15 protein-coding genes are annotated in these 17,370 nt (G+C 54.4%); all 15 read right to left on the minus strand.

The window, feature by feature from the left end; all coding sequences use genetic code 11:
* Positions 1-46: 46 nt before the first annotated feature.
* On the minus strand, positions 47-2,041 hold the full coding sequence (locus ACIQUS_RS10945) for a polysaccharide biosynthesis protein (RefSeq protein WP_403046619.1): 1,995 nt from the start codon (positions 2,039-2,041) through the stop codon (positions 47-49).
* Positions 2,042-2,111: 70 nt separating this feature from the next.
* The gene (locus ACIQUS_RS10950) at positions 2,112-3,122 is read right to left on the minus strand and encodes a glycosyltransferase family 4 protein (protein WP_403046621.1); all 1,011 of its coding nucleotides are present in this window, start codon (positions 3,120-3,122) and stop codon (positions 2,112-2,114) included.
* A gap of 2 nt (positions 3,123-3,124) precedes the next feature.
* Positions 3,125-4,084, minus strand: a complete 960-nt coding sequence (locus tag ACIQUS_RS10955; protein WP_403046804.1) for a UDP-glucose 4-epimerase family protein — start codon at positions 4,082-4,084, stop codon at positions 3,125-3,127.
* Positions 4,084-5,337, minus strand: coding sequence for a glycosyltransferase family 4 protein (locus ACIQUS_RS10960; protein ID WP_403046624.1), 1,254 nt, complete (start codon positions 5,335-5,337; stop codon positions 4,084-4,086). Before ACIQUS_RS10960 ends, ACIQUS_RS10955 begins: the two co-directional genes overlap by 1 nt.
* Before the next feature lie 13 nt (positions 5,338-5,350).
* Entirely contained in the window at positions 5,351-6,481 is a 1,131-nt protein-coding gene (gene wecB / locus ACIQUS_RS10965; protein WP_403046647.1) for a non-hydrolyzing UDP-N-acetylglucosamine 2-epimerase, read from the minus strand.
* A 23-nt stretch (positions 6,482-6,504) separates the two neighbouring features.
* Positions 6,505-7,623: an NAD-dependent epimerase/dehydratase family protein gene (locus ACIQUS_RS10970; protein WP_403046650.1), complete on the minus strand. Its 1,119-nt coding sequence runs from the start codon at positions 7,621-7,623 to the stop codon at positions 6,505-6,507.
* A gap of 3 nt (positions 7,624-7,626) precedes the next feature.
* Complete coding sequence (locus ACIQUS_RS10975) at positions 7,627-8,661, minus strand: polysaccharide biosynthesis protein (protein ID WP_028943684.1); 1,035 nt, start codon at positions 8,659-8,661, stop codon at positions 7,627-7,629.
* Positions 8,654-9,865 (minus strand): glycosyltransferase, encoded by a 1,212-nt coding sequence (locus ACIQUS_RS10980; protein WP_403046653.1) that lies wholly within the window; start codon positions 9,863-9,865, stop codon positions 8,654-8,656. Before ACIQUS_RS10980 ends, ACIQUS_RS10975 begins: the two co-directional genes overlap by 8 nt.
* 90 nt (positions 9,866-9,955) lie before the next feature.
* Positions 9,956-10,942, minus strand: coding sequence for an EpsG family protein (locus ACIQUS_RS10985; protein ID WP_403046806.1), 987 nt, complete (start codon positions 10,940-10,942; stop codon positions 9,956-9,958).
* A gap of 38 nt (positions 10,943-10,980) precedes the next feature.
* A complete protein-coding gene (locus ACIQUS_RS10990) occupies positions 10,981-11,982 on the minus strand; it encodes a glycosyltransferase family 2 protein (protein ID WP_403046809.1) in 1,002 nt (333 codons plus the stop codon).
* A gap of 79 nt (positions 11,983-12,061) precedes the next feature.
* Positions 12,062-13,312 carry an oligosaccharide flippase family protein gene (locus ACIQUS_RS10995; protein ID WP_403046656.1) on the minus strand — a complete coding sequence of 417 codons (1,251 nt, stop codon included), beginning with the start codon at positions 13,310-13,312 and terminating at the stop codon, positions 12,062-12,064.
* Positions 13,313-13,389: 77 nt separating this feature from the next.
* On the minus strand, positions 13,390-14,442 hold the full coding sequence (locus ACIQUS_RS11000; RefSeq protein ID WP_403046658.1) for an LPS O-antigen chain length determinant protein WzzB: 1,053 nt from the start codon (positions 14,440-14,442) through the stop codon (positions 13,390-13,392).
* Between the two features lie 421 nt (positions 14,443-14,863).
* A complete protein-coding gene (locus tag ACIQUS_RS11005; protein WP_403046660.1) occupies positions 14,864-15,115 on the minus strand; it encodes a lipopolysaccharide assembly protein LapA domain-containing protein in 252 nt (83 codons plus the stop codon).
* Complete coding sequence (gene ihfB, locus ACIQUS_RS11010; protein WP_403046663.1) at positions 15,108-15,425, minus strand: integration host factor subunit beta; 318 nt, start codon at positions 15,423-15,425, stop codon at positions 15,108-15,110. Before ihfB ends, ACIQUS_RS11005 begins: the two co-directional genes overlap by 8 nt.
* A gap of 260 nt (positions 15,426-15,685) precedes the next feature.
* Positions 15,686-17,362, minus strand: coding sequence for a 30S ribosomal protein S1 (rpsA, locus tag ACIQUS_RS11015; RefSeq protein WP_045180061.1), 1,677 nt, complete (start codon positions 17,360-17,362; stop codon positions 15,686-15,688).
* Positions 17,363-17,370: the final 8 nt, after the last annotated feature.

Raw genomic sequence — 17,370 nt, forward strand, 5'->3', positions numbered from 1 at the left:
TCTTTACTGAATCAATCTGACATCAAGCCAGGCACACCGCGTCGAATCAAGGGTCCAGGCGGCGCTGCTGATAGATCCAGTCGACAATCTCACCTTCAGGGGTATAGCCACTGACCGTTTCACGCAGCAATTGACGAACCCGCCCATAATCATCGACGGAAATGGCTGCCAGCAACTCGTTCAATCGCTCCTTGAGCTGATCCCATGGCAGGTAGTCCTCCTGCGCCCCCATGATCATCGGGTGCCGTGTGGCCACCACGTTGTCACCGATCAAAAGCTCTTCATAGAGTTTCTCACCAGGACGCAAACCGCTGAACTCGATGGCGATATCGCCATGGGGGTTACGTTCGGAGCGAACGCTCAAACCCGACAGATGGACCATTTTCTCTGCCAGTTCGACGATTTTCACCGGCTCGCCCATATCAAGCACAAAGACATCGCCGCCCTGCCCCATGGACCCCGCCTGAATAACCAACTGGGCTGCCTCGGGGATGGTCATGAAATAGCGGGTGATCTTCGGGTGAGTGACCGTCAGGGGACCACCCGATTTGATCTGTTTGTAGAACAACGGTATGACCGAACCGGAGGAACCCAGCACGTTGCCAAAACGCACCATGGTAAAGCGGGTCTTGTTGACCTGGGAAACGTTGCCACTGTCACCGAACAACACCGGTGCGATTTCACGGCTCAGGGCCTGCAAGGTCATTTCGGCCAGTCGCTTGGTGCTACCCATGACATTGGTGGGACGCACGGCCTTGTCGGTGGAAATGAGCACAAAGTTGGAGACGCCCGCCTGCAACGCTGCCTGTGCGGTGTTGAGCGTGCCGATGACATTGTTCAAGACCCCTTCGGCGATGTTGTGCTCGACCATGGGGACATGCTTGTAGGCTGCGGCGTGGTACACCGTATCGACGCGCCAGGTGGTCATCACATCCAGCAACTGGGCTGGATTACGTACCGAACCCAGGATCGGCAGGATGCGCGTGGACAACGATTTGCGCGCTACACGCTGTTCAAGCTCGGACAGGATGCTGTAGAGATTGAACTCGCTGTGCTCCAGCAACAGCAGAACCTTGGGTTTGAGGGTCAGAATCTGCCGGCAGAGTTCCGAGCCGATGGACCCGCCTGCCCCGGTAACCAGTACGGTCTGGTTCGAGACGCAATGGGCCAGCAGGTCTTCCTGGGCAGGCACGGCATCTCGTCCCAACAGGTCGGCGATATCCACCTCCTGCAAGTCATCCACCTTGACCCGGCCACTGGCCAGATCCATGAAGCCCGGGATACTGCGTACATGCAGCGGGAAACCTTCGAGAAAACCGAGGATCTCACGACGACGTACGCGCGTGGCCGAAGGAATGGCCAGCAGCAGCTCCTGAGCCCCCGTGACATCGATCATGCGCTTGATCTGGCTCGGGTTATAGACCTGCAATCCGGAAATGACCCGGTCGGCGATGCTGCTGTCATCATCGATAAATGCAACCGGTCGCATCATCTTGCCCATGCGCAGTGCCGCCACCAGCTGGTTGCCCGCAGCACCGGCGCCATACACTGCAACTTTCGGCAACCCGTCTTCGCGACTGGCAAAGGGCACATGCTGCGTCGCAACAAACCAGTCACCGAGGAAGTACTGACGCATGGCCAGGCGCAGTCCACCGACCATCACCAGACTCAACCACCAATAGTTGAAGATGATCGACCGCGGTACGACATGCTGGTGATTGCTGGACCAGTAAACGATAAAACCAAGAATCAGGGACGAAAGACTGACCGCCTTGATGATTGCAATCAGCGCATCGTTACCGAAGTAACGCATGACGGCGCGGTACATACCGAAGCGGATGAACAACGGGATCGCGATTGCCGGTGCGCAGAGGAACAGCCAGAGGTGGTCCCGGAAGGGGTTGGCCAGCTCTTCAATACCCAGGCGCACCACGAACGCCAGCCACAGCGCCGCCCACACCAGCAGGATATCTGTAAGCACTTGCAGGAGGCGCTTTTGACGACGTGGCATACTCAGCAAAAACGCGCGCACTTTATCCATATTCCCTCTGAAAACCTTGAATTGACCTTACCCGCAACCTGAACTGTAGATGAGACGTCCTGCGTCAGGTCTACTCGAGTTGCCCTGCACGATAACGCACGGCCAGAACAACGAGCGGCACATAGGCGATGATCAGAGCAAGCACACCATCGACTCCCAGCAACATCACGCTCAAGGCAACCGGCAGCAACCAGAACAGGTTCAGTGCCGCCACGGCCAGGGTAACCGGCAAGTGCCTGCCATGTTGGCGAGAAGCAAACTGGTAGGCATGGCTGCGATGCGCCTCGTACACCTTGTCTCCACGCGAGAGGCGACGCAACAGCGTAAAGGTGGCATCGACGATGAAGACACCGAGCAGGATCAACCAGCACCAGAACAATTGCGATGACGCCCAGGCCGCCTGCAGCGATAGCGCCCCCAACATGATACCGAGGAACCCGCTGCCCGCATCGCCCATGAAGATCCGCGCTGGCGGGAAGTTCCAGAACAGGAAACCGGCAACCGCCACTGCCAGCAAAAACGGCAGGATAGCCAGATGCGCGACACCGCCGACCCAGTACAACAGGCAGGCCCCCAGGCACGCCGTAATGGCCTCGACACTGGCGATTCCGTCAATGCCGTCCATGAAATTGTAAAGGTTGAGCAACCAGACCAGGTAGACGGCTGCCAGAATGGCACCAAACCAACCCAGATCAAGGGTCAGGCCAAACACTTCAAGTGCCGGCAATCCGCCCAGCCAGCCCAATACCCAGGCAGATGCGATGAAATGCCCGAGCAGTCGCCAGCGAGCGGCGATATGCCCATGGTCGTCCATGAACCCGAGAATGGCGATCATCGCCCCTGCACCGGCGAGCGCTATCAACACCGAAAGGTCTTCGCCCCGGACAACCATCAACGTCGCAATGGCCAACAGGAACGCAATGACAATGGCTACGCCACCGCCCCGCGGTGTTGGAACCGAGTGGGAACTACGTGCATTGGGAATGTCGATGATGCTCTTGGCCAACGCATAGCGCCGAAGCGCACCTGTCAACAACAACGAGACCAACAAGACAATCGGAAACAGCCACCAGACATTCATCTTTATTTATTTTCCTGATACTGCCGTGCAACCAGACTCAACGCGTCATCCACCTTGACAGGGGGTACCCAACCCAGGCGCGAACGGGTCTTGTCGATATCAACTTGTAACGATCCACACAAACGCTGCGAGAGTGAACGCTTGCCCAGCATGGCTGCGCCGGTTTTCAACACCCAGGCAGGAATCGGCAGCAATCGTGCCGGCTTGCCCAGTGCTCGCGCCATGCGCTGCAACAACTGTGTGGTGGATAGATCTTCACCGTCGCTCACCAGGAAGGTCTGGTTGGCGGCAGCGGGATGACGCGTACACGTCACGATCAGATCCACCAGGTTATCCAGGGCCACCAGGCTGCGACGGTTGTCGATCGAGCCAAAGGGCAGTGGTACGCCCTTGTCCAGCCAGCGCATCATCGCCAGGAAGTTGGCTTTGACGCCAGGTCCATAAACCAGCACCGGTCGCAGTATGACCACTTCCATCGCACAGTCTTTGGCCAATTGCTGAAGTCCCTTCTCAGCCTCCATCTTGGAGATGCCATAAGGATCTGCAGGTGCCGGAACATCATCGGCCGTGTAAGGACGGCCGAGGTCCGTGCCTTCGCCATTGACCTTGATCGAACTGATAAAGACGAAACGCTTTACACCTGCCGCTGCTGCCTGACGCGCGAGCGCAAGTGTGCCATCGACATTGACCCTTCGAAACGCCGCCAGCGGGTCGGCCTCGGTATCGTTCATCACATGGACCCTGGCGGCCGCGTGAATGACGACGTCGCAACCGACCAGACTGTCACCCCAGTCATGCTCTGCATCGAGGTTGTCGAAACGAACGACAGGCACCGAGACACCGGCCAGCTGGCTGTTACCACGTAGCGCAGCAACAACCGGCACGCCGTCAGCCAGCAGGCGGTTCAGAACAGCTCTGCCGACAAAACCGCTAGCACCCGTAAGAAATATGGATTGCGACATCATGTCTCTGCCTTGCGTAAAGTGGCATCACGGAAAAGCGTCTCCAATCGCGCCAACAACGCAGGCTTGGAGTACTGCTCACAATAGTACTGACGCCCGGCCTCCCCCATCTCCCGACGTTGCTCGACGGAGGTTGTCGCCAGTTGCAACGTGATTTGCGCGAGTCCCTGCGCATCACCGGAATTGCACGCCAGGCCGGCGCCGGATTCCTTGATGACACGTGCAGCCTCGCCGTTGATCATGCCGAGAATGGGACGACCGGATGCCAGGTAGGCCTGAACCTTGCCCGGGATCGTCTTTTCGAATACATCGTTGGTACGCAACGATACCAACAACGCGTCCGCCTGGGCGAACAAGCCGGGCATCGCAGCAAGAGGATGACGCCCCAGCAGCAGGACATTGTCCAATCCCTTGCTATCGACCTGAGCCTGCAACCATTCACTCATACGCCCATCGCCGACAATCACCCAGCGCACTTTCACTTTTTCCCGCAGGGCCTGCACAGCGTCAATAAGTGCCGGAAAGTCCTGCGCTTCACCGAGGTTACCGGCAAACACGACGGTAAAAACCTCAGGATCATGCTCAATCAGGTTGCCCTGCTGGGGAGCCGGAGCCGAAAAATCATCTTCTGCCCAGCTTGGGAAATACACCAACCGTTCGCTGGAAATAGCCCTGGTGCAATACTGACGGACATTGTCAAAAAAGCCATGGGATTGCAGCAGCAGGTAATCGGTGCGGTTGTAGATCCATGAAACGAGCTTGCCGACCAGCGACAACAATCTGGGATTGTGCAGGACATTCACTGCCCGCAAGGTTTCCGGCCAGAGGTCCAGCACCCAGACAAACACCGGCGCACGCTTCAATCGCCCGATGACCACTGCCGGAATGGCAGCCATGATGGGTGAGACGGCATAGACGAAGATGGCATCGTACTTGCGGCCGCGCAATTTGAAGGCACCCAGCGTGGATGCCATCAAGAAGAACGACAGGTAGTTGAGCACCAACTGTATCGCACGCTTGCCACGCGGTAACAGCGGAACGCGAACCACCTTCGCACCGGCGTAGGTGTCAAAATCCGCTGGGTTGTTACGGTAAGCATCGAATACCTTGCCTTCCGGGTAGTTTGGCAACCCGGTGAGCACCGTGACCTCGTGGCCTTTTTCTGAAAAATCGCGGACCAGGTCATTGATCCGCATATTTTCCGGCCAAAAGTACTGCGTAACTACCAGAACCCGTAGTTTCTCGTCAGCCATTGATACACCCGGTTCAGTAGCGCTTCCAGACGACACGATTCACGTAGTCGGTGTAGCTGTGCACGATACGCACAACCTTGTCCGATACGTTAGGCATGCTGTAGTCGGCGACCAGGCGCATGCTGCGCTCTTCACCACGCGCCTGGCTTTCCAGGATGTTCAGGCCTTGCAGCACGCGTTCGGTTTCCAGGCCGACCATCATTGCCGCGGCCTCTTCCATGCCTTCCGGACGTTCGTGGGCTTCACGGATGTTCAAGGCCGGGAAGTTCAGGATCGACGCTTCTTCGTTGATCGTTCCGCTGTCGGACAATACCGCCTTGGCTTCGAGTTGAAGCTTGTTGTAGTCCTTGAAGCCCAACGGTTTCAACAAACGCACATTGGGATGGAAGGTAACGCCCATCGCAGTGACGCGCTTTTGAGTACGTGGATGGGTCGATACGATGACCGGGAAATCGAACTGCTCGGCAACCGAGTTAAGCACGTCCACCAGCTTCAGGAAGTTCTTGTCGGAGTCGATGTTTTCTTCCCGATGCGCACTGACGACGAAGAACTTGCCAGGCTCCAGGCCCAGGCGCGTCAGCACGTCGGAAGCATCAATACCTTCACGGTAGTGATTGAGCACTTCGAACATCGGACTACCGGTCTTGATGACGCGATCCGCTGGCAGCCCTTCACGCAACAGATAGTCGCGGGCAATGGTGCTGTAGGTCAGGTTGATATCGGCGGTATGGTCGACGATGCGGCGGTTGATTTCCTCAGGCACACGCATGTCGAAGCAACGATTACCCGCTTCCATGTGGAAGGTAGGAATCTTGCGTCGCTTGGCTGGGAGCACGGCCATGCAGCTGTTGGTATCGCCCAGTACCAGCAGCGCTTCGGGCTGGACTTCGGCCAGCACGCGATCGACTGCGATGATCACATTACCGATAGTCTCTGCGCCAGTGGCGCCGGCTGCGTTCAAAAAGTGGTCCGGCTTACGAATGCCCAGATCCTGGAAGAAGATCTCGTTGAGTTCGTAATCGTAGTTCTGGCCGGTATGCACCAGGATGTGTTCGCAGTGCTCATCGAGCTTGGCCATCACCCGCGACAGGCGAATGATTTCCGGGCGAGTACCCACCACTGTTACAACTTTCATTTTCTTCATTGCAATTTCCTGTAAACAGCGGCTCAGGCTTCGGTGCCCACCGGCCGAGCGTAGGTATCCGGGTGCTCGCGGTCAAAAATTTCATTGGCCCAGAGCATGACGATCATCTCGTCTTCGCCCACGTTGGTGATGTCGTGCGTCCAGCCCGGCACCGTTTCGACGATTTCAGGTTGCTCGCCAGTGGTGAACAATTCGTAGAATTCGCCGGAAACAATGTGACGGAAACGGAAACAGGCCTTGCCCCGAATAACCAGGAACTTCTCCGTCTTGGAGTGGTGGTAATGACCGCCGCGGGTAATACCGGGATGCGCAGTGAAGTACGAGAACTGGCCAGCGTCCGGCGTTTTCAGCATTTCCACGAATACACCACGCGGATCCCCGTACTTGGGAACCTCATAGGTAAAGCGGTCAGGCGTCAGATAGCTCAGGTAAGTGGAATACAGCGCCCTTACCAGCCCGGTACCTACCGGCTCGGTAATCATGGTTTTGCGGCTGTCGCGGAATGCGGCCAGCTGATCAGCCAGCCCACCTACGGTGATACTGTACTGAGGCTCGACGGTGACGAACGGATCCCCAGCCAACTTGCCATCCATCACGGCAATGAAATGGCCGACGACATCGTCGATGTAGACCAGGTTGATACGCGCGCTCGGGTCGTTGATCTGAATCGGCAGATCCTTGGCGATGTTGTTACAGAAGGTCGCCACCGCCGAGTTGTAGTTCGGTCGTGCCCATTTCCCGAATACATTAGGCAGGCGGAACAGGTGCACAGCAGAGCCATTCTCGGACTTCAGGTCAAGCAGGACCTGTTCAGCACCACGCTTGCTGCTGCCATAGGGGTTATCCAGTTCTGCCTGGCTGGACGAGGTGTACAGCACAGGTGTCTTGCGGCCACTGGCCTTGACCGCGTCGCATACGGCGCGGGTCAGGTCGGTGTTGCCGGAATGGAACTCCTGTGGGTCCTGCGGGCGATTGACACCTGCCAGGTGAAATACGAAATCCGCCTGCGCAACCAGGCCCGGCAGACTCGCCAGTGAATCCTCGCGAGTAAAGCGCAGCACCTCGACGTCGCTGCGCTCCCCCAGGTGAGCGATCAAATTCTGACCGACAAAACCGTTGGCACCTGTAATCAGAACCTTCATCGCTTATTCCTCAGGCGTTGCGTGTTCGCCACGCTGGATCGCACGCATGAAGTCCAGCTTGAGCAGCAACTGCTGCATGCCCTGCACGTCCAGACGTTCGGTGTTGTGCGAGTTGTAGTCTTCAGTGCGGGAAATCTTGGTTTCGCCCTGCTCGACAAACTTGGCGTAGTTCAGGTCACGCAGGTCAGGCGGAACGCGGAAGTAATCGCCCATGTCTTCTGCACACGCCATTTCTTCACGGCTGAGCAGCGCTTCGTAGAGCTTTTCGCCATGGCGAGTACCGATGACCTGGATAGGGTGCTCTGGCTTGCCGACCAGATCGGTCAGTGCGCGGGCCAGGACTTCCACGGTCGCTGCCGGGGCTTTCTGCACGAACAGGTCACCGTTGTTACCGTGCTTGAACGCATACAGGACCAGGTCCACGGCGTCGGCGAGCGTCATCATGAAACGCGTCATGTTCGGGTCAGTCAGGGTCAGGGCCTTCCCAGCGCGGATCTGATCGATGAACAGCGGGATTACCGAGCCGCGGGACGCCATGACGTTGCCGTAACGGGTACCGCAGATCACGGTCTTGGTGTCATCGACGTTACGCGACTTGGCCACCATGACCTTCTCCATCATTGCCTTGGAGATACCCATGGCATTGATCGGGTAGACCGCCTTGTCGGTACTCAGGCAGACAACGCGCTTAACCTCGTTCTGGATCGCGGCTTCAAGCAGGTTCTCTGTACCCAGAACGTTGGTCTTGACCGCTTCCATCGGGTGGAATTCGCAGGAAGGCACTTGCTTCAGGGCGGCGGCATGGAAGATGTAATCCACGCCACGGGTGGCGTTCAGCACACTTTGATAGTCACGAACATCGCCGATGTAAAACTTCAGCTTGGAACTACCATAGCGCTTGCGCATGTCGTCCTGTTTCTTCTCGTCTCGGCTGAAGATACGGACTTCGGCAATATCGGTATCGAGAAAACGCTTAAGCACAGCATTACCAAAAGAACCAGTACCGCCTGTGATCAGCAACTTTTTGCCTTTAAACATGACCTTTTCCTTTAATAGCGTCCAACAATTTAGCGACCTGCATATCAGGCATTTTATTTTCAATAATGAACTGCTTGGCCGACACGCCCTTGCTGACAAATTCACTATCAGCGAGCTTTGACAGCTCCAGCAATTTCATTTTCAAGCCATCACTACCCGGCGGAACAAGATAGCAAAAATCGTAATATTCCTCAGGAATACCGTCGAGCTTGTACATCAGAACAGGAACCCCGGACGACATGTACTCGATAATCTTGGATGGAAACGAGTACTTCGTGTACACAGAGTCGTTATCTCGCGGATTGACCAGCAACGCCGCATTGCGCTGCAACTTCAAAACCGACTCGCGATCCAGCTGTCCAAAATACTTTACACCCGACTGTACAGCAGCAACCTGTTCTACATACTTGCGATCATCACCGTCACCGCAGATAAACAACTCGTAGTCACTGACCCCGGAAGCGACATAAGAATCGACCAGATTTCTTATGCCATAGCGACGATCAAGAGTCCCGGTATACAAGAAATACTTTTTCCGCTCTACCGCGTCGGACAAGGCGATATATCGCTTGTCGGCAATACCTTCAATGACCACTTTCTTGATGCCGTCATCGAACTTACCCAGCATATCCTTGGTGATTGCCGAAATGCTGTCTGCTCGACTGACTATGTAGTAAGAGATCCGCGATAGCATATGGAATACGAATTTCGCCAACCCACGCCGTACGGCCATGTACTCAGGCAGATCCGGAACAATAACACAAAAATGCGTATCCCTGCGCAGCGACTTGACGACGTAGCAGGCCAGCAGGAACGGCAAATGCATGGAGTAGCAGACCAGCACCTGGGGCTTGCCTTTGTCCGCTTTCATTTGCAGCAGGATCGTCTTGACCGCACGCACGACCTTGTGCAGGTTTTTCACGATCGTGAGGTTGAAAAAACCGACGTTCATGATGGTGGCGCGATCGAGCGTTTCCCGTTTCGCCGCCGGCCGATAGAACGCATCGCGATAACGCCGGGGATAGGCGCCAATAAATGGCAGATTAATCACCGTCAGCGCATCGACAGACGGGCTTTGCGAGAAGCCCTGAATGTAGTTTTTCTGGAGTGTGTCTGCGGCGTGCTGCACCCCGCCCTTGGACTTCTGGACAATATTAGTCTTGTCGCCGTCGCTAAAAATTCCACCCAGGAACAGTACTCTCATCACGCCCTCACCTGAGCAGTTACCAAACGCAAGCGGTCGACCATCCGTCGACCGACAACACCAGACACCCTCGAGCCCTTGCTCATCGCGTCAATTCCAAAGCAGATTGTCCCGAAGCAACGGCAGCAGCGAAAACTGCGCAACCGGAGCAATATAAAATAAAACCAGATAACCTGCAAAAAACAGGATATACAAGCCGAGAAAAAAGTAGCTACGCCGCTGCAAAAATAGCGAATTGACACAGTGCAGCATATTGAAAAATATGATAGAGCGAAGTAGCCGGACAAATATCTCGGACTCGAAATACAAAACGATGAAAAACAGGGAAAACAAGTTCAAGTTCAAAAGAAAGACAAGTTCTTTATCCCGCCCCGTCGCATTGAATACTTGCCGAAGGCTGAACCGCTCGGAAAAAATTGCAAAAGACACCAGCACGACCGACAAGGCATGAACTGCGACGTTGGCCAACGAACTCTTCAATGACGTGTCGTAATAACTGAAATGGCTGGCGATACTGGCAGGCAGGGGCAAGCTGTAACGCGCCAGCACATAGGCACAGAGAAAGGAGGTATAGAGAAACAAGAACCGCCCCAACGGGACGACCCTGCTCAAGGGCATGACAATGAAGATGATAAAGATCAGTGATGACTGGTGTATCGATGCGGCCAGAAGAATCAGCAGTGCATATTTGAGCCGACTGTAGGACTTGTTTTCGAACAGCACCAGCATGGCCTGCAGGCCAATGGCAAAAGAAAGAAAATTCCTGACCAGCACGAAATCGAGAGAAAAGAAGCAGACAAGGTAGACCAGCAACGAGACGAAGGGGAACAGGGTGCGCTTGACCACATAGCGCCACACCAGCAACAACGTAACCAGGGCGATAATGATCTGAAACCCTTGGTACGAAAGCCCGGTGCGACTGGCAAAGATGTTCAGATAGCCATAGCCTATCTCCTTGCCCCAACTGGCAATGGTGTCGCGCGTATAGTAATACAGCTCATAGCCTTCGCGATCGCCATTCCAAAAATTCCAGCCATACAGCATCCACATCACCAGCAGAACAGGCAACGCGAGCACGATGGACAACTGTCTTCTTGCTTCCATATTGCCGACTTCTATTTGAATTTGTTCTTGATGAAACTGGAAATGCTTTCCGTCTTGCCGATACCCAACATTCGCCTGATCGTTCTGGAGAGCATCGAACGCATCGAGAAGAATTGAGGGTCCAGAATGATTTTCGCAACCGCCATTTCAAAGGTGTTGTCGATCAGCAATACCTCGGGGTGTTTCAATGGAAACTCCATGGGGCGAGTAGGCAGGCCGCAGAACCTTTCCACCATGAGATTTTCCATCGAGTGACCACCATGAGTGGAGTCAAGATCAACGCCGATATTGGTGATCTGATTGTATTTTGGCACGATTGCATACAGGTTGTGAGCGCGCACCGAAAAGCTCATCTGATAATCCCATGAGTAAAAACGCCCGTTTTTCTCTTTTGCTTCCAGCTCATAGTCCAGGTTGTAGCTATCCTGGTAATAGAGCTTCTGGTACGCGTACTCATCCTTGATCCTGTTGCGAATATACTCATCACGCCACAGGACCAGTTCACCATCGTAGAACCGGGTGAATTTGTCTGACCAAGAAGCCCAGCCGCACGGCATCATGTTCTTGGTAAATACATAGCTGGAGCCATCTTCAGGCTCATAGGTCTTCAAATAGTTCGTGCCGCACACCCAAAGAACACGCGTGTCATTCTTGTAGCGAAGCAGCATCTCCCGGCAAAACTCAAAGAATGAAACCTCTGGAAGGTTGTCATCCTCGAGAAAAATGGCGTGCTCTTCACGCTGGAAAACCCACTTTGCGCCTTCACCAATATTCGCGTACACGCCAATATTGTTTTCTTCGTACTTGCGGATAATCTCGCAGTCCCAGGTGATGGCGGCTTCGATCGCCTGGCGACACTGGGCAACCTGCGCCTTCTCTTCATCATTGCGACCGCCATCCGAGAGCAGGTACAGCTTGGCCGGGGCAACCTTGGCAATCTGCTTGATGACCTCCAGCGGCTTGTCGATGCGCTTGAACAAAAGCAGAACCACTGGAATATCAAATTGTTGCATTGCTGCCACACCCCTCTCCTAAACTTTGTTTGCCTGCTGGCCCGGCCGCCACCCGCAGTGGCATCTGCAACCGGCAGGCTTAATAATCCTGAACCTTCTTGACCAGCGAGTAGCTATACAGAATCTCAAGCATCGCCGAAGTCACCAACGCCGCCACAACCGAATAGATGCTCCAGTGCAAGGACAGATAAACAGCACAGAACCCATAGAACGATATGACTGAAACCACCTGGTTCCTGAGTACGAAGTCATAGCGTTGACGCGGTACAAATATGAAGTAGATATGACTGCCGACGATAAGGAACGTCATGATATTGATACTCAGCAACATCGACAGATAATAGGCTTCCTGCATATCGTGCACGGACACCAGGCGCACCACCCAGTAGCCCCCCACTGCCACCGAGAGCATGCAGAGCAGGCCGATGAAGATTTCCACCTTGATGATTTTATTGACAAGGTTTCTGTGCGCGTTTTTCACCATCATCGGGAACAGTGCGGCATTGATGTTGGAGGCCAGCAGGCTGGGCACCGAGAAAATCTTGTTGGCGAGGTCATAGATCGCCACTTCCTTCATGCCAAAGAAAGAGCCGATTATGATTTCTATACTTTTCTGCTTGAGCGTATTGGTTGCGCTGGACCAGAAAAATGGCTGCACCTCTCGCAGCAAAGCGATAACGCCTGAAAACGCTGGCCACTTCAGCGGTGACCGCGTATGCCGCAAGGCCAGGTAGAACGCCACAACGGAAGACAGCACGTTGGTGGCCACCACAATAAATGTGTAGACCCCGACATCATCAACACCCTTGACCAGCAGATAAATCGCTGGCAATGACAGCAATTTCAATGAAAGCTGAACCGTTGTCAGCACTTTCATCTGCTGCATGCCATGAAAGTACCAGAGCGGCAAGAATATGCAGGACAAGGTGTTGGCAAAACACATGATGAAGATCCATGCATTCGCCTGCATGAACGGGACAAATAAGAGCAAGGCGACAAATACCGCAACAGCCAGGAGCTCCAGCACTATTTTCGCCACTGTCACAGAAGACAACAGCGACGCATGCAAGGCATTATCGTCCTGACTCAGGGACACCAGCTTGGCAGCATGCATGTCAAATCCAAAGTTTATAAAAACCATGAAATAAGCTGCGATGCTGGTGGAAAACACGAAAAGCCCAAAGTTATCAATACCAACATTATTGATAACAAATGGATAAATCAGCAAATAAAAGAACGAGTTTGCCACTTGCAGGATTGTCATATGGGAATAATTACTTATTACCTTGACATTATCCTTGTAGAGCTGCTTGACCTGAGCCAGATTCAACAAATCACCTCACAAAACCTTGCAACCTGGGCATCAGGCCAATCTGCAGCAACACAGCTACAGCTCCATCAATCTGCTTACACTGCCCGTCGATTCCCTACTTTTTCAATCAGGAAAAAGCGGACGAGTGCCACGAAAATTCCCAATCCCAGTCCTACTACCAGACCCAATGCCATGATCATCAGCTTTCTAGGCTTGACGGGGCGATCAGGGACTTCGACGATGCCATCCTGTCGATAGACCGCGACAGTCGCAGGGTCGATTTCAAGGGTCCGGTAGAAGGCCAGGCTCTCCTGGCTCTGACGCAAATTACGGATAAATGGATCGTCCGACTTGCGGCTCTCAAGATTTTCGATTTCCGCCTCAAGCGCTTTGCTTCCGCGCATGTACATCAAGGAACTATCCATACCGGACGAAACCTCTGCCGCCAGTTTTCCGGTGATGATCGGCGGCTTTTCCAGACCGATGGATTTCGCTACCCGCAACGCCTCCTTGAGTTGCACAATCTCATCCTCGCGCTCTTTGCTTGAACTGGCGCGGTGGCGATCAATTTGCTTCTGCAAGTTGTCTGCCTTGATCGTTGCGTCGCTCCGGGTGTTCTTCAGCACCTCTTCCTTGGCCTTTTCGCCAGCCAAGGCTGCATAGGCCTTGACCCAGTCTGCGGCCTGTTGCGGATCACCTACGCTCGCGGTGATCGAGAAGCGGGTCGGGTCGTCCTTGCGCACAGGTGCAATGACCAGCGAATTGCTGAATCGAGCGAAAAAGGCATTCTGGGGACCTTGACGTTGCGCTTCCGTCAGCAGCGGCACATAGAGATTCTGATACAACTCCCATCTCAATGCTTCGGACTGCAAGTGCTTGAGATAGACATCATAGACGTCCTTTATCCGAAGAACTTCCAGGCCATTCTCCGTACCTCTGCCAAAGTTGAGATTGGCAATATCGTTTTGGGTGGGAGGCTGAATGATCAAATTGGCTTCATACACTGGCTTGGCTTGCCAGGCATAAGCCGCAGCCGCCAGGAACACCACGGCTGCACACAGCAGGATCAGCAGTTTTTGCCTCCATAGCCCCTTGAACAGTTCCGTCAGGTCTACTTCGTCATTCTGTACCAGGCGTTCACTAACCATTTTTACTCTATTTTTCCTCGGATACAGCTCACCAGGCCTTTTAAACGCGGGCTCGCTGACCGGAAACGAGGTACAGGCGCACGCCAGCTTAGGTGACAGTGGCAATTCACTCAAGACCGCCCCGAAAAACCAGAGAGGTCTTACTCAGTTCGCAAGCATTCCTACAGATCAGTCAAAAATGACTTACATCCTAAGTTCGTGTGGCCTGATTGCGCGCTTAGAATATCTGATACTGGCATGCCAGCAAAGCAAGCTTTTCTGACTTATCAGAGACTTAATAGTTCATTGACGAACGACTCCGGCGGTCGGTTAAACGGCCTTGTATCGCTAATGATAAGCATTATCTTTTTGAAAGGGCGAACGCCCGAAGACAGCTGCGCAGACTCACGAAATCTACGCACCAGGAAGAAAAAAACGATCCCTAGCGGGGATAACGCGCCGCCTGCCTGATCCTGTGACGCCCGCGCCACACCACCAATGCCCCCAGAACCGGGCCGAGCAAAAGCCCCAGCACCAAGGCTATTACCAAGAGCAAAGCAACTGGCAGCGGTGGCAATGCGAACCCCAGAAACACCAAGCTGATCACCTGCTGGTTTTCGAGGGTGAACACGAGGACAACGGCAACCAACAGCACTAGCAGCAAAACCAACAATAGGCGATTGACCTTATGCACGCCCGACTCCTCCGTGGTCTGCACCCGCTTCTTCCTCATTCACCCGATCCCGCAACTCCTTGCCCGGCTTGAAATGCGGCACGAACTTGCCATCCAGGCTGACGGACTGCCCGGTCTTCGGGTTACGCCCTACCCTTGGCGCGCGGTAATGCAGGGAAAAGCTGCCAAAGCCACGGATCTCGATACGATCGCCGGTAGCCAGGCATTGAGACATCTGCTCAAGCATGGTCTTGATGGCCAGCTCCACATCCTTGGATGAGAGCAGCCCTTGATGGGTAACAATACGTTCGATCAGCTCCGACTTCGTCATATTTTTCCCTTCTTTATCAAGCAGCTAGATCATTGCTTCATTGTTTTTAGCATGAGCTGAGGGTTTTGAACAGGGCGGTTATTGACTTAATCGAGGAATCTTGTCCTCCCATTTGTAGAAAAAAAACACCATTTTGTAGCCACACTCGCCGAACCCAGCCGGAGCAAGGGTTACAGCCACAACCACCGACCCAGCACACCCAAACGCCAGGCACAAAAAAGGGCGACCGAAGTCGCCCTTTTTCAACACCCAAGCAGAACTTAGTTCTGTTTGGCCATTGCCTGACGCAGCAGCGCGGCCATGGTGGTGTCAGCAGCTTCCGGAGCGGTTTCTTTCAGGCTCTGGATGGCTTCTTTCTCTTCAGCATCGTCTTTCGACTTGATGGAGAGGCTGATCACGCGGCTCTTACGATCAACGCTGATGATCTTGGCTTCGATCTCTTCGCCTTCCTTCAGGACGTTACGCGCGTCTTCAACGCGGTCACGGCTGATTTCGGAAGCTTTCAGAGTGGCTTCGATGTCGTCGGCCAGGGTGATGATAGCGCCCTTGGCGTCAACTTCTTTAACGGTACCTTTGACGATAGCGCCTTTGTCGTTGACAGCAACGTAGTTGGAGAACGGATCGTCTTCCAGTTGCTTGATACCCAGGGAGATACGCTCACGCTCTGGATCTACGGACAGGATGACGGTATCCAGCTCGTCGCCCTTCTTGAAGCGACGTACGGCTTCTTCGCCCACTTCGTTCCAGGAGATGTCGGACAGGTGAACCAGACCGTCGATGCCGCCGTCCAGACCAATGAAGATACCGAAATCGGTGATCGACTTGATGGTGCCGGAGATTTTGTCGCCCTTGTTGAACTGGCCAGAGAAGTCTTCCCATGGGTTCGACTTGCACTGCTTGATGCCCAGGGAGATACGACGACGCTCTTCGTCGATGTCCAGAACCATGACTTCCACTTCGTCGCCGACTTGTACGACTTTCGATGGGTGGATGTTCTTGTTGGTCCAGTCCATTTCGGAAACGTGTACCAGACCTTCAACGCCTTCTTCCAGCTCAGCGAAGCAGCCGTAGTCGGTCAGGTTGGTAACGCGCGCCATGACGCGGGTGCTCTCTGGGTAACGTGCCTTGATAGCAACCCATGGGTCTTCGCCCAGTTGCTTCAGGCCCAGGGAAACACGGTTGCGCTCGCGATCGTACTTCAGAACCTTGACATCGATCTCGTCACCAACGTTGACGATTTCCGATGGGTGCTTGATACGCTTCCAGGCCATGTCGGTGATGTGCAGCAGGCCATCAACGCCGCCCAGGTCAACGAATGCGCCGTAGTCGGTGAGGTTCTTGACGATACCTTTGACTTGCTGGCCTTCCTGCAGCGATTCCAGCAGAGCTTCGCGCTCGGCGCTGTTTTCGGCTTCCAGGACGCTGCGACGGGAAACGACAACGTTGTTGCGCTTCTGGTCCAGCTTGATGACCTTGAATTCCAGCTCTTTGCCTTCCAGGTGGGTGGTGTCGCGCACTGGGCGGACATCAACCAGGGAGCCCGGCAGGAACGCACGGATACCGTTAACGTCGACAGTGAAGCCGCCTTTAACCTTACCGTTGATAACGCCCTTGACCACTTCTTCGGCGGCGAAAGCTGCTTCCAGAACAATCCAGCACTCGGCGCGCTTGGCTTTTTCACGGGACAGTTTGGTTTCGCCAAAGCCGTCTTCGACCGCGTCCAGCGCAACGTGAACTTCGTCACCGACCTTGATGGTCAGCTCGCCAGCTTCGTTGTAGAACTGCTCGAGCGGGATGACGCCCTCGGACTTCAGGCCAGCGTGTACGGTAACCCAGTCGCCGTCGATGTCGACAACGATACCGGTGATGATCGCACCCGGCTGAAGATTGAGGGTTTTCAGGCTTTCTTCAAAGAGTTCTGCAAAGCTTTCGCTCATTTTAATTC

It is taken from the genome of Pseudomonas sp. NPDC090755, from assembly GCF_044769005.1.
Classification (GTDB): Bacteria; Pseudomonadota; Gammaproteobacteria; order Pseudomonadales; family Pseudomonadaceae; genus Aquipseudomonas.